General features: G+C 65.6%; 26 protein-coding genes. 16 read left to right on the forward strand and 10 right to left on the reverse strand.

Going from position 1 to position 22764, the window contains the following annotated elements:
• Positions 1–29: 29 nt before the first annotated feature.
• The 5 genes from ACP7DD_RS12225 to recA all read right to left on the reverse strand — a co-directional run bounded on the left by ACP7DD_RS12225 (position 30) and on the right by recA (position 3179).
• Complete coding sequence (locus ACP7DD_RS12225; RefSeq protein WP_426175082.1) at positions 30–596, reverse strand: DUF2889 domain-containing protein; 567 nt, start codon at positions 594–596, stop codon at positions 30–32.
• Between the two features lie 313 nt (positions 597–909).
• Complete coding sequence (locus ACP7DD_RS12230) at positions 910–1218, reverse strand: hypothetical protein (protein ID WP_426175083.1); 309 nt, start codon at positions 1216–1218, stop codon at positions 910–912.
• Positions 1215–1409, reverse strand: a complete 195-nt coding sequence (locus tag ACP7DD_RS12235; RefSeq protein ID WP_426175084.1) for a hypothetical protein — start codon at positions 1407–1409, stop codon at positions 1215–1217. Before ACP7DD_RS12235 ends, ACP7DD_RS12230 begins: the two co-directional genes overlap by 4 nt.
• Before the next feature lie 222 nt (positions 1410–1631).
• Positions 1632–2087 carry a recombination regulator RecX gene (recX, locus tag ACP7DD_RS12240; protein ID WP_426175085.1) on the reverse strand — a complete coding sequence of 152 codons (456 nt, stop codon included), beginning with the start codon at positions 2085–2087 and terminating at the stop codon, positions 1632–1634.
• 9 nt (positions 2088–2096) lie between these two features.
• On the reverse strand, positions 2097–3179 hold the full coding sequence (gene recA, locus ACP7DD_RS12245; RefSeq protein WP_099787227.1) for a recombinase RecA: 1083 nt from the start codon (positions 3177–3179) through the stop codon (positions 2097–2099).
• A 203-nt stretch (positions 3180–3382) separates the two neighbouring features.
• Here recA and ACP7DD_RS12250 point away from each other — a divergent pair, with 203 nt between their 5' ends.
• The 8 genes from ACP7DD_RS12250 to ACP7DD_RS12285 all read left to right on the forward strand — a co-directional run bounded on the left by ACP7DD_RS12250 (position 3383) and on the right by ACP7DD_RS12285 (position 10260).
• On the forward strand, positions 3383–4105 hold the full coding sequence (locus ACP7DD_RS12250; protein WP_426175086.1) for a response regulator: 723 nt from the start codon (positions 3383–3385) through the stop codon (positions 4103–4105).
• The gene (locus ACP7DD_RS12255) at positions 4102–5634 is read left to right on the forward strand and encodes a sensor histidine kinase N-terminal domain-containing protein (RefSeq protein WP_426175087.1); all 1533 of its coding nucleotides are present in this window, start codon (positions 4102–4104) and stop codon (positions 5632–5634) included. Before ACP7DD_RS12250 ends, ACP7DD_RS12255 begins: the two co-directional genes overlap by 4 nt.
• Positions 5618–5977 (forward strand): DUF4212 domain-containing protein, encoded by a 360-nt coding sequence (locus tag ACP7DD_RS12260; protein ID WP_426175088.1) that lies wholly within the window; start codon positions 5618–5620, stop codon positions 5975–5977. Before ACP7DD_RS12255 ends, ACP7DD_RS12260 begins: the two co-directional genes overlap by 17 nt.
• Complete coding sequence (locus ACP7DD_RS12265) at positions 5974–8013, forward strand: sodium:solute symporter family protein (protein WP_426175089.1); 2040 nt, start codon at positions 5974–5976, stop codon at positions 8011–8013. The genes ACP7DD_RS12260 and ACP7DD_RS12265 overlap by 4 nt, the downstream gene beginning before the upstream one ends.
• Position 8014: 1 nt before the next feature.
• Positions 8015–8332 carry a hypothetical protein gene (locus tag ACP7DD_RS12270; protein ID WP_426175090.1) on the forward strand — a complete coding sequence of 106 codons (318 nt, stop codon included), beginning with the start codon at positions 8015–8017 and terminating at the stop codon, positions 8330–8332.
• Positions 8333–8469: 137 nt separating this feature from the next.
• Positions 8470–8703, forward strand: coding sequence for a hypothetical protein (locus ACP7DD_RS12275; RefSeq protein ID WP_426175091.1), 234 nt, complete (start codon positions 8470–8472; stop codon positions 8701–8703).
• An 89-nt stretch (positions 8704–8792) separates the two neighbouring features.
• Positions 8793–9011 (forward strand): alpha/beta hydrolase family protein, encoded by a 219-nt coding sequence (locus ACP7DD_RS12280; RefSeq protein WP_426175092.1) that lies wholly within the window; start codon positions 8793–8795, stop codon positions 9009–9011.
• Between the two features lie 34 nt (positions 9012–9045).
• The gene (locus tag ACP7DD_RS12285; protein WP_426175094.1) at positions 9046–10260 is read left to right on the forward strand and encodes a 6-phosphofructokinase; all 1215 of its coding nucleotides are present in this window, start codon (positions 9046–9048) and stop codon (positions 10258–10260) included.
• Positions 10261–10328: 68 nt separating this feature from the next.
• Here ACP7DD_RS12285 and ACP7DD_RS12290 read toward each other — a convergent pair whose 3' ends face one another.
• From ACP7DD_RS12290 to purM, 3 genes are all read right to left on the reverse strand, one after another.
• Positions 10329–10730: a hypothetical protein gene (locus ACP7DD_RS12290; RefSeq protein ID WP_426175095.1), complete on the reverse strand. Its 402-nt coding sequence runs from the start codon at positions 10728–10730 to the stop codon at positions 10329–10331.
• Positions 10731–11133: 403 nt separating this feature from the next.
• Positions 11134–11319 (reverse strand): helix-turn-helix domain-containing protein, encoded by a 186-nt coding sequence (locus ACP7DD_RS12295; protein ID WP_426175097.1) that lies wholly within the window; start codon positions 11317–11319, stop codon positions 11134–11136.
• A gap of 36 nt (positions 11320–11355) precedes the next feature.
• Complete coding sequence (gene purM, locus ACP7DD_RS12300) at positions 11356–12399, reverse strand: phosphoribosylformylglycinamidine cyclo-ligase (RefSeq protein ID WP_426175098.1); 1044 nt, start codon at positions 12397–12399, stop codon at positions 11356–11358.
• A 149-nt stretch (positions 12400–12548) separates the two neighbouring features.
• On the opposite strand from purM, the gene ACP7DD_RS12305 reads away from it, so the two are divergent.
• From ACP7DD_RS12305 to thpR, 7 genes are all read left to right on the forward strand, one after another.
• Positions 12549–13631: an AI-2E family transporter gene (locus ACP7DD_RS12305; protein ID WP_426175099.1), complete on the forward strand. Its 1083-nt coding sequence runs from the start codon at positions 12549–12551 to the stop codon at positions 13629–13631.
• Positions 13632–13676: 45 nt separating this feature from the next.
• Positions 13677–14360 carry a DnaA regulatory inactivator Hda gene (hda, locus tag ACP7DD_RS12310; protein WP_426175100.1) on the forward strand — a complete coding sequence of 228 codons (684 nt, stop codon included), beginning with the start codon at positions 13677–13679 and terminating at the stop codon, positions 14358–14360.
• Positions 14357–15031: an HAD family hydrolase gene (locus tag ACP7DD_RS12315; RefSeq protein WP_426175101.1), complete on the forward strand. Its 675-nt coding sequence runs from the start codon at positions 14357–14359 to the stop codon at positions 15029–15031. The genes hda and ACP7DD_RS12315 overlap by 4 nt, the downstream gene beginning before the upstream one ends.
• Complete coding sequence (gene pcnB, locus ACP7DD_RS12320) at positions 15024–16391, forward strand: polynucleotide adenylyltransferase PcnB (protein ID WP_426175102.1); 1368 nt, start codon at positions 15024–15026, stop codon at positions 16389–16391. Before ACP7DD_RS12315 ends, pcnB begins: the two co-directional genes overlap by 8 nt.
• Positions 16388–16861: a 2-amino-4-hydroxy-6-hydroxymethyldihydropteridine diphosphokinase gene (gene folK, locus ACP7DD_RS12325; RefSeq protein ID WP_426175103.1), complete on the forward strand. Its 474-nt coding sequence runs from the start codon at positions 16388–16390 to the stop codon at positions 16859–16861. Before pcnB ends, folK begins: the two co-directional genes overlap by 4 nt.
• Positions 16862–17015: 154 nt before the next feature.
• On the forward strand, positions 17016–17885 hold the full coding sequence (gene panB, locus ACP7DD_RS12330) for a 3-methyl-2-oxobutanoate hydroxymethyltransferase (protein ID WP_426175104.1): 870 nt from the start codon (positions 17016–17018) through the stop codon (positions 17883–17885).
• 9 nt (positions 17886–17894) lie between these two features.
• A complete protein-coding gene (gene thpR / locus ACP7DD_RS12335) occupies positions 17895–18425 on the forward strand; it encodes an RNA 2',3'-cyclic phosphodiesterase (RefSeq protein WP_426175105.1) in 531 nt (176 codons plus the stop codon).
• On the opposite strand, the gene ACP7DD_RS12340 is transcribed toward thpR, so the two are convergent.
• Positions 18413–19900, reverse strand: coding sequence for an aldehyde dehydrogenase (locus ACP7DD_RS12340; protein WP_426175106.1), 1488 nt, complete (start codon positions 19898–19900; stop codon positions 18413–18415). The two genes, thpR and ACP7DD_RS12340, sit on opposite strands and share 13 nt — an antisense overlap.
• Before the next feature lie 173 nt (positions 19901–20073).
• Between ACP7DD_RS12340 and ACP7DD_RS12345 the strand changes: the two genes are divergently transcribed.
• A complete protein-coding gene (locus tag ACP7DD_RS12345) occupies positions 20074–21120 on the forward strand; it encodes a metallophosphoesterase family protein (protein ID WP_426175107.1) in 1047 nt (348 codons plus the stop codon).
• A gap of 8 nt (positions 21121–21128) precedes the next feature.
• Here the strand turns inward: ACP7DD_RS12345 and ACP7DD_RS12350 are convergent, their stop codons facing one another.
• Positions 21129–22727 carry an RNA polymerase sigma factor gene (locus tag ACP7DD_RS12350; protein ID WP_426175108.1) on the reverse strand — a complete coding sequence of 533 codons (1599 nt, stop codon included), beginning with the start codon at positions 22725–22727 and terminating at the stop codon, positions 21129–21131.
• Between the last annotated feature and the right edge of the window lie 37 nt (positions 22728–22764).

Below are 22764 nucleotides of genomic sequence, written 5' to 3' on the forward strand. Positions count from 1 at the left end.
GGATGATTGGAATTGCGGCACTGCGACTGCTAACCGGTCACGCTCCTGGCGTACCAGCGCGGGTAATACTTCGCCACCGCCGGGCCGTCGACGCGCAAGGCGTGGCAACGGTCGAGCTGGAACGGCTGCTCGGTGGAGGCGTCGTCGCCATCGCCGTCGCGCGTCTTGATCACGTCATTGGCGAACGCCTGGATCGCCGCGGTCGGCAGCACCAGCGACAATTCGGTCAGGTGCGTGCAGCCGAGGACACCGGCGAGCCGATCCTTCAGGCGCAGCCGGAAATGGTTCGTCAGCGACAGGCCGATCAGGCTCTTGTAGGCTGGCGCGATGGTGTCGCAGAAACCGGGATACGGCACGGAATCGGACGCCGCTTCGGCGTCGACGATGATCAGGTCGGTGTTGATGGTGATGCGCAGCCACAGGTCGTGCACCGGAATGCCGCCAGCGCGCAGGCCGGAAGCGAGGCGGATGTCGCGCGTCTTGACGTCGCTGATGCGCGCGTCGAGGTCCCACAGGCCATCGTCGCGCGCAAAGGCGTCGACCTGGATGGCACGGGTGTGCCGCAATTCGCGGGGGACAGGAGAAGACAGGGGCATAGACACCAATGCCGAAAATGCGGCGGTAAAAAAGTATGCAGCCGTGTGCTGATGCACGCCACCGCAGCTTCTACGGCGACAACCGCTCATGCGGCGCTGCTTAAACCACAAAAGTTTAGCACATGCGTGGGGTCAGTTGCACTGCAACATAAATTTAGCGCCCAATTTTGCGGCGATCATTGCAACCGCAACAAGCTTTCCGGCCACAGTGCCAAGCGCACGCCACCGCAGGCACCGCAGGGGTATGACGGGGACGCCGAGTCCCGCCTTTGCTGCTAAAGGGTCAGACCCCGGAGTAGCCGTCACTAGCTAGTCAGGCGTGAACGATGGGTTGAATAATGCTGACCAACTTGACGATTCCGCCAGACAGGTGGGCAACAATATGTAGCTCGCCGTCCAGGAAATGAAGGCGCAACACAAGGTATGAACCATCAAACGATGCTTCGAAGAACTCGGGAGTGGTTATCGCGGCGAAATCGTCCCAATGCATTGCTGCGTAGTGCGGCAGCACATCGGAAAATTCTTGGAATAACTGAGGAAAAAGTGATGCCAAATGGGCGAGCTGCAGCAAGAACTGCGCATCACTCAGGTCAAATTCGACCGTTGTGGGAAGTTCTATCAAGAACGATCCCGAATTTTTTTGAAAACTTGCTCGATCTCGAGCTTAGAGAACGCACGAGCAGGCACATGCTTTAGCCGCTTCGCCGATTGCTCCAAGGCAGATAAAGTCTCCTTGCTGAACCCAGCAGACGAGATCGGCGCGGGCACCTGGCCTTGAGCACGTACAACTGGCTTGATTCGCTTGAGGGCCATCGCAATCTCCAAGATATAACAGGTTTGCTCCGTAATCTTACTCGCAAAGCGGTAAAAACAAACAGATCGCGACAACCCAGGTGCATGGCGAAGGCTCAATCGGCATGATGACGCGAACGGAGCGCAAAAAGCGCGGCGCCTCCCACCGGTGAGGGGTATGCGTCCGCAGCACGGGGCTGCTACGCACACGACGGAAGGCGCCTTGCTTAATCGTTCAAGCGTTCAATCGTCATCCGGACACGTGCCGCGCATCGCCGCACGCACCGCGCGCTGCGAAAAGCCGCGCTGCATCAGAAACCGCATCTGCTTGCCGCGACCATCGGCGTCGGTAGCGACCTCGCCAAACTTGCGGCTCCACACGTCGCAGGCGCGCGCCACTTCGCTGTCGGCCAGCGACGTCTTGAGTTCCTGCAGCGCTTCGCCATTGATGCCGTGGCTTTGCAGCTCGGCCACGATGCGGCTGTTGCCGTAGCGCCCCTCGCGGCGGTGAATCAGCGACTCGGAGAAGCGCTCCTGCGACAGCCAGTTGTTCTTCTCCAGGAAGTCGAGCAGCGCGTCGACGTCGTCGCCCTCCTCCGCATACTTCGACAGCTTGCGCCCCAACTCGAGCCGGCTGTGCTCGCGCATCGACAGGAAGCGCAACGCACGGCCCTTCAGGCTCAGTTTCGGCCTGGGCACGGCCGGCCTTTACTCGGCCACGGCCTTCAGCTTGGCGACCGGCTTGACCGGCTCCTCGCCGACGACCGGCGGCAGCTCGCGCACGCCGAGAGCCGCGCGGACCTTGTTTTCGATCTCGCGCGCCAGCGCCGGACGCTCGACCAGGAAGGTACGGGCATTGTCCTTGCCCTGGCCGATACGTTCGCCGTTGTAGCTGTACCACGAACCGGATTTTTCGACGATCTTGTTGTCGGAACCGAGGTCGAGGATTTCGCCTTCGCGCGAGGTGCCGGAACCGTACAGGATGTCGAAGTGGGCTTCCTTGAACGGCGGCGCGATCTTGTTCTTGACGACCTTGACCTTCGTTTCGTTGCCGATCACTTCGTCGCCCGACTTGATCGAGCCGGTGCGGCGAATGTCCAGGCGGACCGACGCGTAAAATTTCAGCGCATTGCCGCCGGTGGTCGTTTCAGGGCTGCCGAACATGACGCCGATCTTCATGCGGATCTGGTTGATGAAGATGACGAGCGTGTTGGTGCGGTTGATCGAACCGGTCAGCTTGCGCAGCGCTTGCGACATCAGGCGCGCCTGCAGGCCCGGCAGCGAGTCGCCCATGTCGCCTTCGATCTCGGCGCGCGGCGTGAGCGCGGCCACCGAGTCGATGACGATCAGGTCGACGCTGCCCGAACGCACCAGCGCGTCGCAGATTTCCAGCGCCTGCTCACCCGTGTCCGGCTGCGAAATGAGCAGCTCGGACAGGTTGATGCCCAGCTTTTGCGCGTAGCCGACGTCGAGCGCGTGCTCGGCATCGATGAAGGCGCAGGTGCCGCCCAGCTTTTGCATTTGCGCGATGGTCTGCAACGTCAATGTCGTTTTACCCGACGATTCAGGACCGTAGATTTCGACTACGCGGCCGCGCGGCAGGCCGCCGACGCCGAGCGCGATGTCCAGGCCGAGCGAACCGGTCGAGACGACCTGCACTTCTTCGACCGGGGCGTTGCCGTCCATGCGCATGACCGAGCCCTTGCCGAACTGCTTTTCGATTTGCGCCAGCGCGGCGGCGAGCGCCTTGCCTTTTTCAGCTGCGTTTAAATTCGTTTTCTTGTCGTCCATAATTTTCTTTCAATCTGGGAAAAGGCCGGGTTCGGAGGGTCCAGCATGCAGCTCAGCCGATACTGTACAAGCATACAGTAGTCTTTGCAAGCGCTACGTGCGCCCCGTGCGAATAAGATTAAAAAGGGTCAATCGGCGCCAAACACTCGCCATGCGCCATTAAATGACACACAATGGCCGATTCGATATCACGGGTTTGTGCCATGCGTATTTTACTTGCCGAAGACGATAGCGTGCTGGCGGACGGCTTGACGCGCTCGCTGCGGCAGTCCGGCTACGCCATCGACTGCGTCAAGAACGGCCAGGAGGCCGACACCGCGCTGTCGACCCAGGAATTCGACCTGCTGATCCTCGACCTCGGCCTGCCGAAGATGTCGGGCCTGGAAGTGCTGCGCCGGCTGCGCGCGCGCTCGTCGCTGCTGCCGGTGCTGATCCTGACCGCCGCCGACTCGATCGAGCAGCGCGTCAATGGCCTCGACCTGGGCGCCGACGACTATATGGCCAAGCCGTTCGCGCTGTCCGAACTGGAGGCGCGGGTGCGCGCGCTGACCCGCCGCGGCGCCGGCGGCGGCCCCACCGTGATCCGCCACGGCCCGCTGGCGTACGACCAGGTCGGGCGCAGCGCCTACATCAACGACCAGATGCTCGAGCTGTCGGCGCGCGAACTGGGCCTGCTCGAGATCCTGCTGGCGCGCACCGGCCGGCTGGTGTCGAAGGAGCAGCTGGTCGACCACCTGTGCGAATGGGGCGAGGAGGTGTCGAACAACGCCATCGAGGTCTACGTGCACCGGCTGCGCAAGAAGCTCGAGGTGGGCGGCATCCGCATCGCCACCGTGCGCGGGCTGGGCTACTGCCTCGAGCGCGCCACCGGCGCCGCCGCCGCCACCGCGCCAGGCGCCGTCGAACCGGGCGCCGGACCGAAGTGAAACTACGCGGCACCGTCCAAGGCGCGCATGGCCAGCACGGCCCGGAGCTGCCGGCGCTGTACGAGCCGGCCAACCCGGAGCCGGACGAAAACATCCAGCACTCGCTGTTCGGCGAGATCCTCGACTGGATGCTGGCGCCGCTGCTGCTGCTGTGGCCGATGAGTATCGCCATCACCTACCTGGTGGCCAAGTCGATCGCCAACCAGCCGTTCGACCACGCGCTTGAAGACAGCGTCACCGTGCTGGCGCAACAGATCCGCGAAGTCGACGGCAAGACCGTGTCGCTGCTGCCGGGCAGTGCGCGCGACATCGTGCGCGCCGACGACATCGACAACGTGTATTTCCAGATCAGCGGGCCGGGCGCCGAATTCGTCGACGGCGACCGCGACCTGCCGCCGCCCGGCGACGACTCCAGCGCGCCCAACAGCGCCAGCGTGCGCTTTCGCAACGACATCATGCGCGGCGCCCAGGTGCGCGTGGCCTATTCGTACGTCAACCTGCGGCCGATGGCCTCGCGCGGCGAGGAACCGCGCGCCGCGCTGGTGCAGGTGGCCGAGACGCTCGACAAACGCGCCCAGCTGGCCAACGAAATCATCAAGGGCGTGATCCTGCCGCAGTTCATCATCCTGCCGATCGTGCTGGCGCTGGTGTGGTTCGCGCTGGCGCGCGGGCTCTCCCCGCTGGCCCAGCTGCAGGAGCGCATCCGCGCGCGCCGCCCGGACGACCTGTCGCCGATCGATTCGCGCCAGGTGCCGGAAGAAATTTCGCCGCTGGTCGGCTCGCTCAACGACATGCTGGCGCGACTGTCGCAGACGATCGACATGCAAAAGCGCTTCATCGCCGACGCCGCGCACCAGATGAAAACGCCGCTGGCAGGTATGCGCATGCAGTCCGAACTGGCGCTGCGCCAGCTCGACCCGGACGAGATCCACCGCTCGCTCGAGCAGCTCGCCAAGAGCTCCGAATCGGCGACCCGGCTGGTCAACCAGCTGCTGGCGCTGGCGCGCGCCGAGAACCAGCCGCAGGCCGGCGTTGCCTTCGAGGCGGTCGACCTGGCGGTGCTGGCGCGCGCCGCGGTGCAGGACTGGGTGCAGGCCTCGTTCGTCAGCCACATCGACCTCGGCTTCGAGCAGCCCGAGCACGCCGTCGACATCGTCGGCAACCCCGTCATGCTGCGCGAGCTGCTGTCGAACCTGATCGACAATGCCCTCAGCTACACGCCGGCCGGCGGCAGCGTCACCGTGCGGGTGCGGCGCCAGGCCGACCAGGCCATCGTCGAAGTCGAAGACACCGGCCCCGGCATCGCCCCGGCCGAACGAAGCCGCGTGTTCGAGCGCTTCTACCGCATCCTCGGCAACGGCGCGCCCGGCAGTGGCCTGGGGCTGGCGATCGTGCGCGAGATCGCCCACCAGCACGGCGCCGAAGTCGACGTCTTCAACAATCCGCGCGCCACCGTCAAGAAGTCGCCCGGCTGCCTGTTCCGACTCACATTCCCGCCTCCCGCCGCCGCCCATGACGATATCGACTGATTTGCCCGCGCCGCCCCTTGGCGACCCCGATGCCGGCGCCGCCGCCCAGCGCCAGCTGTCGCTGCTGGCCGCGCGCAGCCTGCACTGGCAGCGCACCCGCCGCCTCACCGCCGTGCTGCTGGCGCTGTGGCTCGTCACCACGTTCTGCACCGTGTTCTTCGCGCGCGAACTGGCCACCGTGTCGGTGTTCGGCTGGCCGCTGTCGTTCTACCTGGCCGCCCAAGGCGCCTCGCTGATCTACCTGGCCATCCTCGGCGCCTACGCGTTTGGCATGGGACGCTTCGACCAGCGCTTCAAGCGCCGCCTGGGCGAACCGGGCGACGCCGCGGGAGAGGCGCCTTGAACGGCGCGCGGCGCTTTCGCCGCCTGTCGCGCTACTACCTGTATTTCACTGCCTGCTTCGCCGTCTTCCTGATCGCGCTGACGATGCTGGAAAAGGAAGGCATGCCGCGCATCTGGATCGGCTACCTGTTCATGCTCGCCACGATCGTGCTGTACGCCGGCATCGGCGTATTTAGCCGCACCTCGAACGTCACCGAATACTACGTCGCCGGCCGGCGCGTGCCGGCGCTGTTCAACGGCATGGCCACCGCCGCCGACTGGATCTCGGCGGCCAGCTTCATCAGCCTGGCGGGCGGCCTGTACCTGCACGGCTTCGACGGCCTGGCCTACATCATGGGCTGGACCGGCGGCTACTGCCTGGTGGCGCTGCTGATCGCGCCGTACCTGCGCAAGTTCGCCCAGTACACCATCCCCGACTTCCTGGCGGCGCGCTACGGCGGCGGCGGCGGCGGCAATGCCGTGCGCCTGATGGCCGTCGGCGCCACCATCATCGTCTCGTTCACCTACGTGGTGGCGCAGATCTACGCGGTCGGGCTGATCGCCTCGCGCTTTACCGGCGTCGACTTCTCGGTCGGCATTTTCCTCGGGCTGGCGTCGATCCTGGTGTGCTCCTTCCTCGGCGGCATGCGCGCCATCACCTGGACCCAGGTGGCGCAGTACATCATCATCCTGGTGGCGTTCCTGATTCCCACCATGTGGCTGTCGGTCAAGCACGCCGACAACCCGCTGCCGCAGGTGGCCTACGGCGCGGTGCTGCCGAAGCTGGCCGCGCGCGAGGCGCAGCTCGCGTTCGACCCGAAGGAGCTCGAGGTGCGCGCCATCTTCCGCGAGCGCGCCGAGTTCTACGCCGCCCGCATCAAGGCGCTGCCGGCGTCGTGGGAACAAGGCAAGCTCGATGCCCAGCGCCGGCTCGACGCGGTGCGGCTGCGCAAAGGCTCGCTGATCGACATCCGCGCCACCGAACGCGAACTGATGGCGTATCCGAAAACGGCCGACGAGGCGGTGCGCCTGTGGGCCGAGATGCAGGCGGCCAACCAGGCGCGCGCGCAGGCGCCCGAGCCGCACATGACGCCGTTCCCAGGCGAGGATGCCGAACAGTCCGACAGCCGGCGCAACAACTTCCTGGCGCTGGTGTTCTGCCTGATGCTCGGCACCGCCGCGCTGCCGCACATCCTGATGCGCTCCTACACCACGCCGTCGGTGCGCGAGACGCGCGTGTCGGTGTTCTGGACGCTGTTTTTCATCCTGCTGGTGTACCTGACCATTCCGGCGCTGGCGGTGCTGGTCAAGTACGACATCTACAGCCACCTGGTGGGCAGCAATTTTTCCGACCTGCCGACCTGGATTTCATACTGGGCCAACGTCGACAAGCTCAATCCCCTGATCGCCATTGCCGACATCAACCGCGACGGCATCGTGCAGCTGGCCGAAATCGCCATCGACGGCGACGTGCTGGTGCTGGCCACGCCGGAAATCGGCGGCCTGCCGTATGTCATTTCCGGCCTGGTGGCCGCCGGCGGCCTGGCCGCCGCGCTGTCGACTGCCGACGGCCTGCTGCTGGCCATTTCCAACGCGCTGTCGCACGACGTCTACTACAAGGTGGTCGACCCGGCCGCCTCGACCCAGAAGCGGGTGACCATTTCCAAGCTGCTGCTGCTGGCGGTGGCCTTCATCGCCGCCTACGCCGCCTCGCAAAAGCCGGCCGACATCCTGTCGCTGGTCGGCGCGGCGTTCTCGCTGGCCGGCTCGGCGCTGTTCCCGGCGCTGGCGCTGGGCGTGTTCTGGAAGCGCGCCAACCGCGCCGGCGCGCTGGCCGGCATGGCGTCGGGCTTTGCCGTCTGCGTCTACTACATGCTGCACACCAACCCGATCCTCGGCGGCGCCGCGGCCGGCCAGTGGTTCCACATCGCGCCGATCTCGGCCGGCGTGTTTGGCGTGCCGGCCGGCATGGCGGTGCTGGTCGTCGTCAGCCTGCTCACGCGCGCGCCGGACCCGCTCAACACCAGTTTCATCGACCACATCCGGGCGCCGGAATAGCGTGTCGCCAGAAATGCTACACCACCTCGGACGACTTTTCCTGATCGTAATGTGCGCCTCCGGTTCCGCCCAAGCCGCGCCCGCCGCGCCGGTGCCGATTGAACACTTTTTCAAGAATGCCGCTTTTGCCGGCGCGCTGCTGTCGCCGAATGCCAAGAACCTCGCCGCCCGCCTTGGCCGGACCGGCAGGCGCGGCGCGCTGGTGGTCATCGACCTGACCAACAACGCGGCCAAACTGGTGGCCAGCTTTGCGCCGGCCGATGTCGGCAGTTTTCACTGGGTCAATGACGACCGCCTGGTGTTCGACGCCACCGACTAGACCATCGGCCAGGGTGACGTTCGTTACTATCCCGGCCTGTAAGCCGTCGATCGCGACGGCAGCAATTTCCGGCAGCTTGGGATGCGCGAAGAGACCGGCGCAGTGTCGGAGCGCAGGCGGCCAGCCCCCTGGTAGAGTTGGCAGACCACGATTTCACCGGCCGCCTGGTGATCGCCGATGGCAAGCTGCTCGGCGTGCGGGTGCTGACCGACGCGCGCTCCACCGTGTGGTTCGACGCCGGCATGCAAGCGGTGCAGCAACATACCGATTCCCTGCTGCCGGGCACGGTCAACATCGTGTCGGTGGCCCCGCGCGCGGAATCGAAATGGGTGCTGGTGCGCTTGTATTCGGACATCGAGCCAAGCGCGTGAAACGTGTTCGATACCGAAACGGGCAAACTGAACAAGGTGGGCGACACGCGGCCGGCGATCAAGTCGGCCGAGATGGGGCAGCTGAAGCGGTGCGCTACAAGGCGCGCGACGGCCTCGACATCCCGGGCGTGCTGACCCTGCCGCACGGCAGCAACGGCAAGAACCTGCCGATGGTGGTACTGGTACACGGCAATCATTATCGCGCCGGCTGGAAGCAATGGGGTCTGGCGATGCAAAACGATTTCTGGACCCGCGTCGAAAAATTCCTCGACAAGAATATCGGCAGCGGGCGCCAGGTTTTGGAGTAACCTAGGAGCCTGTCCACCACGCAAGGAGCTGCGCATGCCGTCGGGAAAAATTCTGGTCGCCCAGGGAGGCGGGCCGACTGCCGTCATCAACCAGTCGCTGGTCGGCGTCGCCCTCGAAGCGCGCCGCTTCCCGCACGTCACGCGCGTCTACGGCGCGCTGCACGGCGTGCGCGGTATCGTCGACGAGCAGTTCGTCGACCTCACGCAAGAGACCGTCGCCAACCTCGAACTGGTCGGCGCCACGCCGTCGTCGGCGCTCGGCTCGACCCGCGACAAGCCCGACATCGCCTACTGCCAGAAAATTTTCGAGGTGCTGCGCGCCCACGAGATCGAACACTTCTTCTACATCGGCGGCAACGACTCGTCCGACACGGTGCGCATCGTCAGCCTCGAAGCGCACAAGGCCGGCTATCCGCTGCGCTGCATCCACATCCCGAAAACCATCGACAACGACCTGGTCGGCAATGACCATACCCCCGGCTTCCCGTCGGCGGCGCGCTTCGTCGCCCAGGCCTTCGCCGGCGCCAATCTCGACAACGCCGCGCTGCCCGGCGTCTACGTCGGCGTCGTCATGGGCCGCCACGCCGGCTTTCTCACCGCTGCCGCCGCGCTGGCCAAGAAATTCCCCGACGACGGCCCGCACCTGATCTACCTGCCTGAGCGCACCTTCGTACTGGAGAACTTCCTCGCCGACGTCAAGGCGACCTACGCCCGTTACGGCCGCTGCGTCATCGCCGTGTCCGAAGGCATCCACGACGCCTCCGGCGAAGCGATCGCCAGCCTGCTGTCGAAGGAAGTCGAGCGCGACGCCCACGGCAACGTCCAGCTGTCGGGCACCGGCGCGCTGGCCGACCTGCTGTGCGACGAGATCAAGGCCAAGCTCGGCATCAAGCGGGTGCGCGGCGACACCTTCGGCTACCTGCAGCGCTCCTTCATCGGCTGCGTCTCCGACGTCGACCAGCGCGAGGCGCGCGAAGTGGGCGAAAAAGCGGTGCAGTATGCCATGTGGGGCGAGCAGGACGGCTCGGTGGCAATCCGCCGTTGCAGCGACTACTCGGTCGAGTACGCTCTGGTGCCGCTCGCGTCGGTGGCCGGCAAGACGCGCGTGATGGAAGATGAATTCATCAGCGAAAGCGGCACCGACGTCACCGACGCATTCCGCCAGTACCTGCGCCCGCTGCTCGGCGCCGGCATGCCCGACGCACACCGGCTGCGCGCCGCGCCGGTGGCCAAGATCCTCAACAAGTAAGCGGTCGCGCCCCGCCTTTCAAACGGAAACGGCGACTCGCACGTCGCCGGTTCGTCGCATCATGCGTGTCAATCGTCGCGGTGCTGCGCCACTACTTCCGGCGTGCCGCGCGAGACCTGTCCCGGCGCCACCGGGTACGTCAGCACGATCTGGTCGCCGAACGCGATCGGCTTGAATTGCAGCGTCACCCGCCGGTCGACCGAGACGAACTTGTGTTCGGCGACGGCCACCAACTGAATTGGCGCGCGCAGACCGATCCGCGCATACAAGCTGCGGCGCTCGACCGATATCTTCACGGTCTCACCATTGTCGAGCTCATACACGCCGGTGACTTCAGCCACTTCCATCGGCCGCGGCTGGTAGGTTTGCCCGGACTCGCGTCGCAACTGCCGATCGCCCGGATAAGGCGCTGCAGTAGACGTCGTATAAACGAGTGCAAATGCCAGGGGAAGCAAGATAAGTGTGCGCATGATTGTTCCAATCCATCCTGTTGGAAAAAAAATCGCACCATCAGGCGAATCAGTCCTGCGTCAACACAATTCGCAAGGATGCCAGGCTCATGGAGGGCGCAGCAGCCCTCCGCGCAATCTAAGTCTAGTGGGCGCTCGCGCCGTTTCAAGCGAGGCCGGGCGCAAAAGCCTAGGAGTCGGAGCGGGGTCGGACCGTTGGCCCGGGAAGAGCTGGTACGGGGAATGTAACTCTCGTCCCATGGCCGCCCCAAAATACACAAACGGCGACTCTCGGGTCGCCGTCTTTTGTCGCTCGCTTCTCAAAATGACTATGTCATTTTGACCCCGCGGGAGCCGTTATGGTTCAGGTGAAACCGCCATATCAGCCGACTCCTAACCCGCCAGCATCGCCCGGCCAAACCTGTCACGCCGAACTTTCCGCGTCGTCACCGTCGTAGCCATCTGCGCCGGCCACCCACTCCATGATGTCGCCGGGCTGGCAGTCGAGCCGTTCGCAGATCTTGCCCAGCGTGGCAAAGCGGATCCCCTTGACCTTGCCGGATTTAAGCAGCGAGAGGTTCTGCTCGGTGATGCCGAGCGTGCGATTCATCGGGGTCAGGTCTGACCCCGGCGTTTCGGCGCGAGCTTAGACGACGATGGTCTGGTGCTCTTCGCCGGCGCGGGCGCGGATCGCGCCGACGCGGAACACGGTCTCGCCGGCCGCCTGCAGCTGCGCCATCGCGGCGTCGGCCTGCTCGGCGGCGACGATGACGACCATGCCGATGCCGCAGTTGAACACGCGGTGCATCTCGTCGTCGGCGACGCCGCCGTGCTGCTGCAGCCACTGGAACAGCGGCGGCATCGTCCACGCCGTCGAGTCGAGCTCGGCCGTCAGGTGCGGCTGCAGCACGCGCGGGATGTTTTCCACCAGGCCGCCGCCGGTAATGTGGACCATGCCTTTGACGTCCGTCGTTTCCATCAGCGCCAGCAGCGGCTTGACGTAGATGCGGGTCGGCTCCATCAGCACGTCGGCCAGCTTGCGGCCGTGGAAGTCGCCGTCCAGGTCCGGCTTGGCCACTTCGATGATCTTGCGCACCAGCGAGTAGCCGTTCGAATGCACGCCCGACGAGGCCAGGCCGAGGATGACGTCACCGGCGGCGATCGTGGTGCCGTCGATGATCTTCGATTTTTCCACCGCGCCGACGGCAAAGCCGGCCAGGTCGTATTCGCCGGCCGGGTACATGCTCGGCATTTCCGCCGTCTCGCCGCCGATCAGTGCGCAGCCGGCCTGCTCGCAGCCGCGGGCGATGCCGCCGACGACCGCGGTGGCGGTCGGCACGTCGAGCTTGCCGCAGGCGAAGTAGTCGAGGAAGAACAGCGGCTCGGCGCCTTGCACCAGGATGTCGTTGACGCTCATGGCGACCAGATCGATGCCGACAGTGTCATGCCGATTCAGCTCGAAGGCGAGCTTGAGCTTGGTGCCGACGCCGTCGGTGCCGGACACCAGCACCGGCTCCTTGTACTTCTTGCTGATCTCGAACAGCGCGCCGAAACCGCCGATTCCCTTGAGCACGCCTTCGCGCATGGTGCGCTTGGCAAGCGGCTTGATCGCCTCGACCAGGGCGTCGCCGGCATCGATATCGACACCGGCATCGCGGTAGGAAAGTGAAACATTTGAAGGTTGGCTCATGGTGTATTTGGCAGCGGAGGCGGTAAAATAGAAAGGCGACGGAACAGTTGCAAGTCGATAACGCCAGCAAGTGCTCAATCCGCCATTTTATCAAACCGGCCCGCTTTCAGCCCGATTTCGGCCCATTCACCATTTCAGCGGCCATCCCGATGCCATTTTCGTTCACCCCGGATCAGAAGCAGTCCGCCTTTTGGCTCGGACTCGGGGTCGCGTTCGTGCTGCTGCTGTACGCGCTCGGACCGGTGCTCACGCCCTTCATCGCCGCCGCCATGTTGGCGTACGCGCTCAATGGCGGCGTCGACTACCTCGACCGACGCCGCGTCGGCCGCTGGCCGCTGCCGCGCGCGCTGGCGGTGGTGCTGGTGATGCTGCTGTTCCTGTCGGCCGTCACTGCGCTGGTGTTGATCGTGATCCCGGTGCTGCAGGTCGAAATTCCGCTGCTGATGGCGCAGATTCCCGCTTTTTTGGTGCGCATCGACGCCGTGCTGGCGCCGCGGCTGCAGGAGATGGGCATCAAGTTCCGCCTCGACGGCAGCGGCATCCGCGCCATCCTCAGCCAGCAGTTCGAGAGCGGCGGCGACGAGATCTGGACCACCGTGCTGTCGTCGGCGCGCATCGGCGGCACCCGCGTGCTCGGCTGGCTGGTGACGCTGGTGCTGATCCCGGTGGCGCTGTTCTACCTGCTGCTCGACTGGCACAAGATCCTCGATCGGATCACCGGCGCGGTGCCGCGCCGCTGGCTGGTGCAGACGGTCGGCATGGCGCACGAAGTGAACGTGCTGCTGGCGCAGTACCTGCGCGGCCAGCTCTTGGTGATGCTGGTGCTGGCGGCGTACTACTCGATGGCGCTGACGATCGCCGGCTTCGAAGTGGCGCTGCCGGTCGGCATCCTCACGGGCCTCTTGGTATTCATCCCCTACCTGGGATTCGGCCTCGGCCTGATCCTGGCGCTGATCGCCGCGGTGCTGCAGTTTGCCGACTGGAGCGGCGTCGTCGCCGTCGCCATCATCTACGGCGCCGGCCAGGTCGTGGAAGGCTTTTTCCTGACGCCGCGGCTGGTCGGCGAACGGATTGGCCTCAATCCGCTGGCGGTGATTTTCGCCCTGCTCGCCTTCGGCCAGCTGTTCGGTTTCGTCGGCGTGCTGCTCGCGCTGCCCGCTTCGGCCGTGCTGATGGTGGCATTTCGCCACTTGCGCCACCACTATCTGCGCAGCAGCTTCTATAATGCGTGATGCACACTCCGAGCCTATCAACCATCCTCGCATGAGACGAACGCCATGAAACAGCTGGTGCTCGACCTGGGCGCCGACCAGGCGCAGAGCCTCGACACGTTCGAGGTCGGGCAGAATGCCGAGCTGGCGCACCTGATGCACCAGTTTGCGTCGCGCATGTCGCGCGAGCATTTCGCCTACCTGTGGGGCGAGACGGCCGCCGGCAAGACCCACCTGCTGCACTCGCTGGGCGCTACGCCCGGCTCGCGCTACATCGGCGCCGGCGCGGCCGAATCGGACTTTGTCTACGCGAGCGACGTCAGCCTGTACCTGCTCGACGACTGTAATCTGCTGTCGGCCGACGCCCAGATCGACGCCTTTGCGCTGTTCAACCAGATCCGCGAACACGGCGCCTACATGGTCTCGACCGGGCCGGTGCCGCCGGCGGTGCTGCCGGTGCGCGAAGACCTGCGCACGCGCATGGGCTGGGGCCTGGTGTACCAGATCCACGGCCTGTCCGACGACGACAAGATCGCCGCGCTGACCCATGCTGCCGACGCCCGCGGTTTGACGCTGTCGGCCAGCGTGTTACCCTACCTGCTGTCCCACTTCCGGCGCGACATGCGCTCCCTGTCGACGATGCTAGACGCACTCGATCAGTATTCACTCGAAACCCAGCGCCCGGTCACCTTGCCGCTGCTGCGCGACCTGCTTTCGCAGGCCAATCACGAAGGCGACCCCAAAGCATGAACAAGCTCGCCCTGTTCGACCTCGACCACACCTTGCTGCCGCTCGACTCCGACTACGAGTGGGGCCAGTTCCTGGTGCGCACCGGCGCCGTCGACGCCGACGCCTTCAAGCGCGCCAACGACGACTTCTTCGCCCAGTACCAGGCCGGCACGCTCGACCCGGTCGAATACCTCGAATTCTCGCTCGGCACGCTGGCGCAGTTTACCCGCCCACGTTTAGATGCCATGCACCGCCAGTTCATGCGCGAAGTGATCGAGCCGGCGATTTTGCCGGCCGCGCGCGCGCTGCTGCAAAAGCACCGTGACGGCGGCGACCTGGTGGCGATTGTCACTGCCACCAACCGCTTCGTCACCGCGCCGATCGCCGCCGCGCTCGGGGTCGAGCACCTGATCGCCGCGATCCCCGAAGAAGACGAGCAGGGCAACCTGACCGGCAAGCTGGTGGGCGTGCCCACCTCCGGCGCCGGCAAGGTGACGCATACGCACGCCTGGCTGGAAAAGATCGGCAAGCCGCTCGGCGCGTTCGAGAGCAGCTATTTCTACAGCGATTCGCACAACGATATTCCCCTCCTGTCGGTCGTCACCCACCCTGTTGCGACCAATCCCAACGCCGCGCTGGCAACGCACGCAACGGGCCTTGGCTGGCCCTCACTTTATCTATTCAATGATTAAAAAATTCATCCGCAAGATCCTCGGCGTCAAAGACAAGCCAGCGCGCGACCTGACCGAACCCATCGTCCTCGGTCCGGAAGAACACGGCATCGATCCGAAGCTGGTGTCGTCGAACGCGATCCGGGTGACGTCATCGTTGCAAGAAGCCGGCTTCAAGGCGTTCGTCGTCGGCGGCGCGGTGCGCGACCTGCTGCTGGGGGTCAAACCGAAAGACTTCGACATCGCCACCGACGCCACGCCCGAACAGGTCAAGCGGCTGTTTCGCCGCGCCTTCATCATCGGCAAGCGCTTCCAGATCGTGCATGTCATGTTCGGCCAGGACCTGCTGGAGGTGACCACCTTCCGCGGCGCCGGCGAAGTGAACGCGCCGAAGGATGAACACGGCCGCGTCCTGCGCGACAACAGCTTCGGCCCGCAGCACGAAGACGCGATGCGGCGCGACTTCACCATCAACGCCATGTATTACGACCCGGCGACCCAACAGGTGCTCGACTACCACGGCGGCATCGCCGACATCCGCGACAAGACGCTGCGCATCATCGGGGTGCCGGAAGCGCGCTACCGCGAAGACCCGGTGCGCATGCTGCGCGTGGTGCGCTTCGCCGCGCGCCTGCGCTTTAACATCGAGCACTCGACGCAGGCGCCGATCGCCGTGATGGCGCCGTTGATCAACAACGTCCCGGCCGCGCGCGTGTTCGACGAAATGCTCAAGCTCCTGATGAGCGGCCATGCGCTGGCCTGCCTGCAGCAGCTGCGCAAGGAAGGCCTGCACCATGGCCTGTTGCCGCTGCTCGACGTCGTGCTCGAGCAGCCGATCGGCATGAAGTTCGTCACGCTGGCGCTGGAGTCGACCGACAACCGCGTCAAGGCCGGCAAGGGCGTCTCGCCCGGCTTTCTGTTTGCGTCGCTGTTGTGGCACCAGGTGGTGGAAAAGTGGACCGCCTACCGCGCCGCCGGCGAGTCGCCGATTCCGGCGCTGCACCTGGCCGCCGACGACGTCCTCGATTCGCAGACCGAGCAGCTGGCGCTGCAGCGCAAGATCGCCTCCGACATGCGCGACATCTGGTCGATGCAGCCGCGCTTCGAGCGGCGCAGCGGCAAGTCGCCCTACAAGCTGCTCGAACACGTGCGCTTTCGCGCCGGCTACGACTTCCTGCTGCTGCGCTGCGAGTCGGGCGAAATCGACATGGAGCTCGGCGAATGGTGGACCGCATTCTACGAAGGCGACGCCAGCGAGCGCGAAAGCCTGCTCACGAGCGAGCGCGCCGCCCCTGCCGGCGCCAAGCGCAAGCGCGCGCCGCGGCGCGGTCCGCGCAAGAGCGGCGCCGAAGCGACGGCCGGCGGCAACACCGACGAATGATCGCCTACATCGGCGTCGGCGCCAACCTGGGCGACGCCCGGGCCAATGTCGAGGATGCGCTGGCGCGCCTTGGCGCGCTGCCGGCCACCGCGCTGCTACGCCGTTCTTCCGCCTGGCGCAGCGCGCCGATCGACTCCTCCGGCGACGACTACGTCAATGCCGTCGCCTGCATCGACACCACGCTGGCGGCCGCCGACCTGCTGGCCGCGCTGCAGGCAATCGAACTGGCGCATGGCCGCGAGCGACCCTACCGCAACGCGCCGCGCACGCTCGACCTCGACCTGCTGATGTATGGCGACGAAGTGATCGACACGCCGGCGCTGCAGGTGCCGCATCCGCGCATGCACCAGCGCGCCTTCGTGCTGGCGCCGCTGCTCGAGATCGCGCCCCGCATTGCCGTTCCCGGACACGGCGCGGCGGCCGCGCTGCTCGCTGACGTCGCCGGCCAGGCCATCGGCCGGATCGACTGAGCCGGCAGCTTTCGCGGCTTGGCATTACACTACTAGAAAAATCGCTGGCGCCGTTCGGCCGGCTTACACGCTGGGGTCAGGTCTGACATTCGGACATTTCAAGAAGCTGAAATGTCCGAATGTCAGACCTGACCCCAAACATCGAGGACAAACAATGAGCTCATATTTGCAGGGTAAAGAGATGACCGGCGAAGCGCCAACCCCGGCGCCGGCGCCGGCCAAGGCGGTGGCCAACAAGGCGGTGACGATTCCATCGCTGAACGCGATGCGTGCGTCGCGCACGCCGATCGTCATGCTGACCTGCTACGACGCCAGCTTCGCCGCGCTGATGGACCGCTGCGGCGTGCATGTGCTGCTGATCGGCGACTCGCTCGGCATGGTCTGCAACGGCCACAACTCGACCTTGCCGGTGACGGTGGCCGAGGTGGCGTATCACACCGCGGCAGTGGCGCGCGGCAGCAAGAGCGCGATGATCGTCGCCGACCTGCCGTTCGGCGCCTACGCCACGCGCGAGTCGGCGTTCGACAACGCGGTCAAGCTGATCCAGGCCGGCGCCCACATGGTCAAGCTCGAAGGCGGCGCCTGGCTGGCCGACACCGTCAAGTTCCTCACCGAGCGCGCGGTGCCGGTATGCGCCCACCTTGGCCTGACGCCGCAGTCGGTGCACCAGCTGGGCGGCTACAAGGTGCAAGGCAAGACGATTGAAAGCGCCGACCAGCTCAAGTCGGACGCGCTGCTGCTGCAGCAGGCCGGCGCCTCGCTGCTGGTGCTCGAAGCGATTCCTACGGCGCTGGGCAAGGAAGTGACCGACCTGCTGGCAATGCCGACCATCGGCATCGGCGCCGGACCCGATTGCTCGGGCCAGGTGCTGGTGATGCACGACATGCTGGGCGTTTTCCCAGGGCGCAAAGCGCGCTTCGTGAAGAACTTCATGGACGGCCAGGGCAGCGTCGAAGGCGCCGTCAGCGCCTACATCAATGCCGTGACCGACCGCAGCTTCCCGGGCCCGGAGCACTGCTTCTGAGTCAGTGTGATGGGCGCTGACACCGTTCGCTTGTTTATCGCCTTGTGGCCCGGCCCTGCCGTGCGCGCGGCGCTGGTCCAGTGGCGCGACGGCGTGGCGTGGCCCGCATCGGCGTCGCCGGCGCGCACCGAGCAGCTGCACGTGACGCTGCATTTCCTCGGCAGCGTGCCGCGCGAGCGGATCACGCAGCTGGCGCAGCGACTGCGTGTTCCATTCGATCCGTTCGAGCTTGAGTTCGGCCATCGCGAGCTGTGGCATGGCAGCATCGCCGTGCTCGCGCCCGACCCGGTGCCGGCGCCATTGCTGGCGCTGCACGCGTCGCTGGCCGAAGCGCTCGAGCGCCTGGGGATAACGCCGGAGGCGCGGGCGTATCGGCCGCACGTTACGCTGGCGCGGCGTGCGGCTCACCTGACAGAAACGATTGCCGGGCCGCCGATTGCGTGGCGGGTCGACGGCTACGCGCTCATGCAATCGAAGACCGGTGACGGCTCGGCATACAGCGTCGTGCAGGCTTACGCCAAGCCTGATCACCCGATCTGAATCCAGGTGGTCTTGAGCTCGGTGTACTTGTCGATCGCGTGCAGCGACTTGTCGCGGCCGTTGCCGGACTGCTTGACGCCGCCGAACGGCACCGTGATGTCGTCGTTGTCGTACTGGTTCACGTGCACGGTGCCGGCGCGCAGGGAGCGCGCGGTCTGGATCGCCTTCGTCATGTCGCGTGTCCACACTGCCGCCTGCAGGCCGTACGGCGTCGAATTGGCCTGGCGGATTGCCTCGTTGATGTCGGTGAAGCCGAGCACCGACAGCACCGGCCCGAAGATCTCTTCGCGAGCGATGCTCATGCCGCTGTCGACCTGGTCGAACAGCGTCGGCGTGATGTAGAAGCCGCCCGTGTCGCCGCGCGCCGCCTCGCCGCCCGACAGCAGTTTGGCGCCGGCCGCCTTGCCGGCCTCGATGTAGCCCATCACGGTCTTCATCTGGGTGGCGTCGACGATGGCGCCCATCACAGTGGCCTCGTCGAGCGGATCGCCCGGCTGAAAGCGCGGCATCATCGCCATCGCCTTTTCCAGGAACGCTTCCTTGATCGACTCTTCGACGAACAGGCGCGACGGCGCGTTGCAGCTTTCGCCCTGGTTGAAGTAGATCGAGCCGATCGCCGCCTTCACCGCGGCGTCGAGGTCGGGACAGTCGGCGCAGACGATGTTGGCCGACTTGCCGCCCAGTTCAGTCCAGGCCCGCTTCAGGTTGGACTGGCCGGCCATCTGCATGATCTTCTTGCCGACCGGGGTCGAGCCGGTGAAGGCGATGCAGTCGACATCCATGTGCAGCGCCAGTGCGGCGCCGGCTTCGTGGCCGTAGCCCGGCACCACGTTGAACACGCCGGCCGGGATGCCTGCTTCGAGCGCGATCTCGGCCAGCTTGAGGGCCGACAGCGGCGACTTCTCGGACGGCTTGAGCACCACGCTGTTGCCGGCGGCGAGCGCCGGGGCGATCTTCCAGGCGGTCATGATCAAAGGGTAGTTCCACGGCACGATGGCGCCGACCACGCCGACCGGTTCGCGCGTGATCAGCGCCAGGCTGTTGTCGGCCGTCGGTGCGATTTCATCGTAGATCTTGTCGATCGCCTCGCCATACCAGCGGATGCAGTTGGCGCACGAGGGCACGTCGACGCTCTGGCTGTACTTGATCGGTTTACCCATGTCGAGCGTTTCGAGCAGCGCCAGTTCGGCGGTGTTTTTCAGCACCAGGTCGGCAAACTTGATCAGCGTGCGCTTGCGCTGCGCCGGCGACTTGCCGGCCCAGCGGCGGTCGTCGAACGCGGCCCGCGCGGCCACGACGGCGGCGTCGATGTCGGCGGCGTCGCCGCGCGCCACTTTGGTCAGCAGGCGGCCGTCGATCGGCGAATGCTTGTCGAAGGTCTGCTCGGATACGGCGCCGACGCGCTGGCCGTTGATGAACGCGCGTCCGTCGATGTCGAGCGCCGCGGCGCGTTGGTGCCAATCTGTATTTGCCATGTTTGCTCCAGTAATTTGTTGCGCTATCGGCGTCCGTCAGCAACGCGCTCAGTACGCCATCATATCGAACAATGCGGCGCGTGTTCACGCGACAAAGCGGCCGGACTGGCCCGAATAATGTTGTTATTAAAATATTGTCGTGCTAATGTCTGCGCAGCACTCATGGAGGCGACATGGCAGGCATTCAAGCGGCCCGTACCCTATTGGCCACCTTCGTTGACATTTCCGACATTCACATCGGTGAGATCGACAAGACAACGGGCGATGCCAGCACCTCGGCGGCGGCGGCGCGGGCTTACAGCAATCTGCCGTGGCTCGATGGCCTGCTCGGCCACCACGGCCGCGCGCTGCACGAGCTTGATGACTTCGTCGCCACGTTGCGCGCGCGCGAGCCCGAAGCGCGGCTCCTCGTCACGGGCGACCTGAGCCGGTTTGGCGGGTCCGATGAATTGCTCGGCGCGCGCGCCTTCCTGGAAGGGGAAATCGACCTGTCGCCGGCATTGGGCAACATGGCGGGACTGCGGCTCGCCGGGCACATCCATGCGATTCCCGGCAATCACGATCAGTGGGGCGGCGCTGCCGGACCGCTCAGCGCCTGGCCGTCGCAGTACGGCGGCGTGTTCCCAACGCCGCTGCTGCGGATTGACAAGGTGCCGCTTTCTAACGGCAGGCACATCGCCTTCCTCTGCATCGATTCCGATGCCGACATCAAGGCGCAGTCCGTGCCACGGCTGCTGGCGCACGGCGCCTTCCAGTCACAGCTGCAGTCGCTGCAGGCGACGATCGGCCCCAAGCCGGCCAACGAATTTCGCATCATGCTGATCCATCACTCGTGGTTTCAGCGCCAGCACACGCTACGGATGACCGCAGCGTCGCGCGCGGCGCTCGAGCAGTTCCTGGTCGAAAACGAGGTATCGGCCATGCTGTGCGGCCATTCGCACGCCCCCTTGATGAATGATTTTACAGCCACCGGTCCGCTCGGCACCGCAACCGTGCACGAATTGCGCAGCGGATCGAGCGCCCAGCATGACAGCGTGCCGCTGAAATGGAAAACCATGTTGCAGAAGCGTCCGGCGCGCAGCTGGGATCCGAATTCACTGATCGTCCACCGTGTCTACGACGACCCGCTTGCGGTGCGCTGGCATGCCGAACTGTACGCGCGCGCCCCTGGCGGATTTAAACACGTGAAGCAATGGAACAAACAGTTCGCCTTGCTATAACGCCGGTGCTACGCGTCAGCGAGCTTGCGCACGGCCGCTGCAGCGTAGTCGTGCGCCGGGGGCACAGTCGATCCCTGCTGCAACCACTGCGCTACCAGGTCGGGCGCGCGCTGCACCACCGGCAGCATGAGCTCGATGCCGCCGGCGCTGTCCTCCCAGGTGTAGCCCTCTATCAACCATGGCGACAGCGGCAGCACGTCCTTGATCCACGCAAGCAGCGGCTCGACGGCCTGCGCCGGCAGGTCGGGTGTGCCAGCCACTGCGGCGCAGGCGAGCGCATGCGGCAGAAAGACCAGTTCCAGCGCATCGCCAACGATGCAAAATGATGCACCGGTGCGCTCGGCCATCTGCGGCGCCAGAGTCGTGCCGGCAGCAAGAGCGCGGCTGATGCGGGAAAACAGCAGGCACAGCCCGCGCGTTGCGCCGTAAATCATTCCAGGCGTGAGGCCGAACTCGAATAGCGTGCTTGCGGCGGCGCCGCCATCGCGCAAGGTGGGCTCGTCGATCAGGTGCATCAGTTCGGGTCCCGATGGCTTGAGCCCTTCGAAGCGATGCGTCCATCGATAGCCGCGCTCGGCCAGCGACTCGGCCAGCGCACTGAACGCGTCGCCGATCTGTTGCGCTTCATCGAGCATCAAGTCGGCAATCGCGCATTGCAGCTCGCTCGGCTGGGTTGCCTCGCTGTCGTCGACGCCGATGGCGTCATATACCTCGCCAACCCAACGCGCGTTGGCCTCCAGGAATTGCGCCTGCTGTTGATTGATCGACAGATCCAGGTCGTCGTCGGCCAGCGCGGCGAGCAGCACGGCGGCATGGTCGCGCACCCGCGCCAGCGCGGCGTCGTCGCCAACGGCAAACAAGGCGGATTTCAGAATCTCGGTCGCGGTGTCCATGGTTTTCCTGGCAGGTTTCGGGGGGTGGTTGAACTGGCGTAGTGACTTGATCAATTCGGCGACAAAGCGCCAGCGCGCGGTGTTGACTTCGGCAGTGCCAATGCCGTGCAAGCGGGCGACGTGGCGTGGGCTCAGTGAATCGATCCACAGGCTTTTGGCGACCTGCGCCTCCAGGGTGGGCGCCGCCTCATCGGCCGCAAGCGCGACCATCAGCCGGCCGAGCGCATTGGCGAGCACCTCGCGCAGACCGTAACGCGTGAGCGAATGGCGCCGCGCCAGCGAGCGCTCGTTGGCGTCGTCGCCGGCGAGAAAATCAAACAGCACCGCCCGCTCGAGCGCCGGCAGACTCGCCAGCCGGGCGCGGATCAGCGCTATGCGTTCGCTCGATTCGAGCTGCTGATCCGGCGCGGGGGCGGTGGACGCCAGTTCGCCGGCATCGTCCAGATCGACCGTGCGAAGGCGCCAGCGCTGCAGGGCGAGGATGCGGCGCCGCGCAAAGCGGTAGAAGGCGGCGCTGACATACGTGGCGAACTGGCTGCGATCGCTATCGTAGCGCAGCAGCAGGCCGTCCCATTGGTCGAAATAAAAATCGTGGATCAGGTCGCGGGCATCCTGCGGCGGCACGAAGTAGCCGGCGCGCGCGAGCACGGCGAGCACGCGCCACAGGTGCCGCTCATACGTCGTGATGTCGTGGTCCCGCTGTGTATTGTCCACATTGACCCAAACAGAAACCCCGGCGGGCCATCCCGCC

Source organism: Massilia sp. TWR1-2-2, from assembly GCF_049897565.1.
Lineage (GTDB): Bacteria > Pseudomonadota > Gammaproteobacteria > Burkholderiales > Burkholderiaceae_D > JAFCUW01.

Excerpts from the sequence above, each read along its gene's own strand:
- ACP7DD_RS12250 (WP_426175086.1), top strand. The coding sequence starts at position 3,383 with ATGCGTATTTTACTTGCCGAAGACGATAGCGTGCTGGCGGACGGCTTG.
- ACP7DD_RS12225 (WP_426175082.1), bottom strand. The coding sequence starts at position 596 with ATGCCCCTGTCTTCTCCTGTCCCCCGCGAATTGCGGCACACCCGTGCC.
- ACP7DD_RS12305 (WP_426175099.1), top strand. The coding sequence starts at position 12,549 with ATGCCATTTTCGTTCACCCCGGATCAGAAGCAGTCCGCCTTTTGGCTC.
- ACP7DD_RS12340 (WP_426175106.1), bottom strand. The coding sequence starts at position 19,900 with ATGGCAAATACAGATTGGCACCAACGCGCCGCGGCGCTCGACATCGAC.
- ACP7DD_RS12295 (WP_426175097.1), bottom strand. The coding sequence starts at position 11,319 with ATGAATCGCACGCTCGGCATCACCGAGCAGAACCTCTCGCTGCTTAAA.
- folK (WP_426175103.1), top strand. The coding sequence starts at position 16,388 with ATGATCGCCTACATCGGCGTCGGCGCCAACCTGGGCGACGCCCGGGCC.
- purM (WP_426175098.1), bottom strand. The coding sequence starts at position 12,399 with ATGAGCCAACCTTCAAATGTTTCACTTTCCTACCGCGATGCCGGTGTC.
- ACP7DD_RS12345 (WP_426175107.1), top strand. The coding sequence starts at position 20,074 with ATGGCAGGCATTCAAGCGGCCCGTACCCTATTGGCCACCTTCGTTGAC.
- ACP7DD_RS12285 (WP_426175094.1), top strand. The coding sequence starts at position 9,046 with ATGCCGTCGGGAAAAATTCTGGTCGCCCAGGGAGGCGGGCCGACTGCC.
- ACP7DD_RS12260 (WP_426175088.1), top strand. The coding sequence starts at position 5,618 with ATGACGATATCGACTGATTTGCCCGCGCCGCCCCTTGGCGACCCCGAT.
- ACP7DD_RS12290 (WP_426175095.1), bottom strand. The coding sequence starts at position 10,730 with ATGCGCACACTTATCTTGCTTCCCCTGGCATTTGCACTCGTTTATACG.
- recA (WP_099787227.1), bottom strand. The coding sequence starts at position 3,179 with ATGGACGACAAGAAAACGAATTTAAACGCAGCTGAAAAAGGCAAGGCG.
- hda (WP_426175100.1), top strand. The coding sequence starts at position 13,677 with ATGAAACAGCTGGTGCTCGACCTGGGCGCCGACCAGGCGCAGAGCCTC.
- thpR (WP_426175105.1), top strand. The coding sequence starts at position 17,895 with ATGGGCGCTGACACCGTTCGCTTGTTTATCGCCTTGTGGCCCGGCCCT.
- panB (WP_426175104.1), top strand. The coding sequence starts at position 17,016 with ATGAGCTCATATTTGCAGGGTAAAGAGATGACCGGCGAAGCGCCAACC.
- ACP7DD_RS12315 (WP_426175101.1), top strand. The coding sequence starts at position 14,357 with ATGAACAAGCTCGCCCTGTTCGACCTCGACCACACCTTGCTGCCGCTC.
- ACP7DD_RS12235 (WP_426175084.1), bottom strand. The coding sequence starts at position 1,409 with ATGGCCCTCAAGCGAATCAAGCCAGTTGTACGTGCTCAAGGCCAGGTG.
- pcnB (WP_426175102.1), top strand. The coding sequence starts at position 15,024 with ATGATTAAAAAATTCATCCGCAAGATCCTCGGCGTCAAAGACAAGCCA.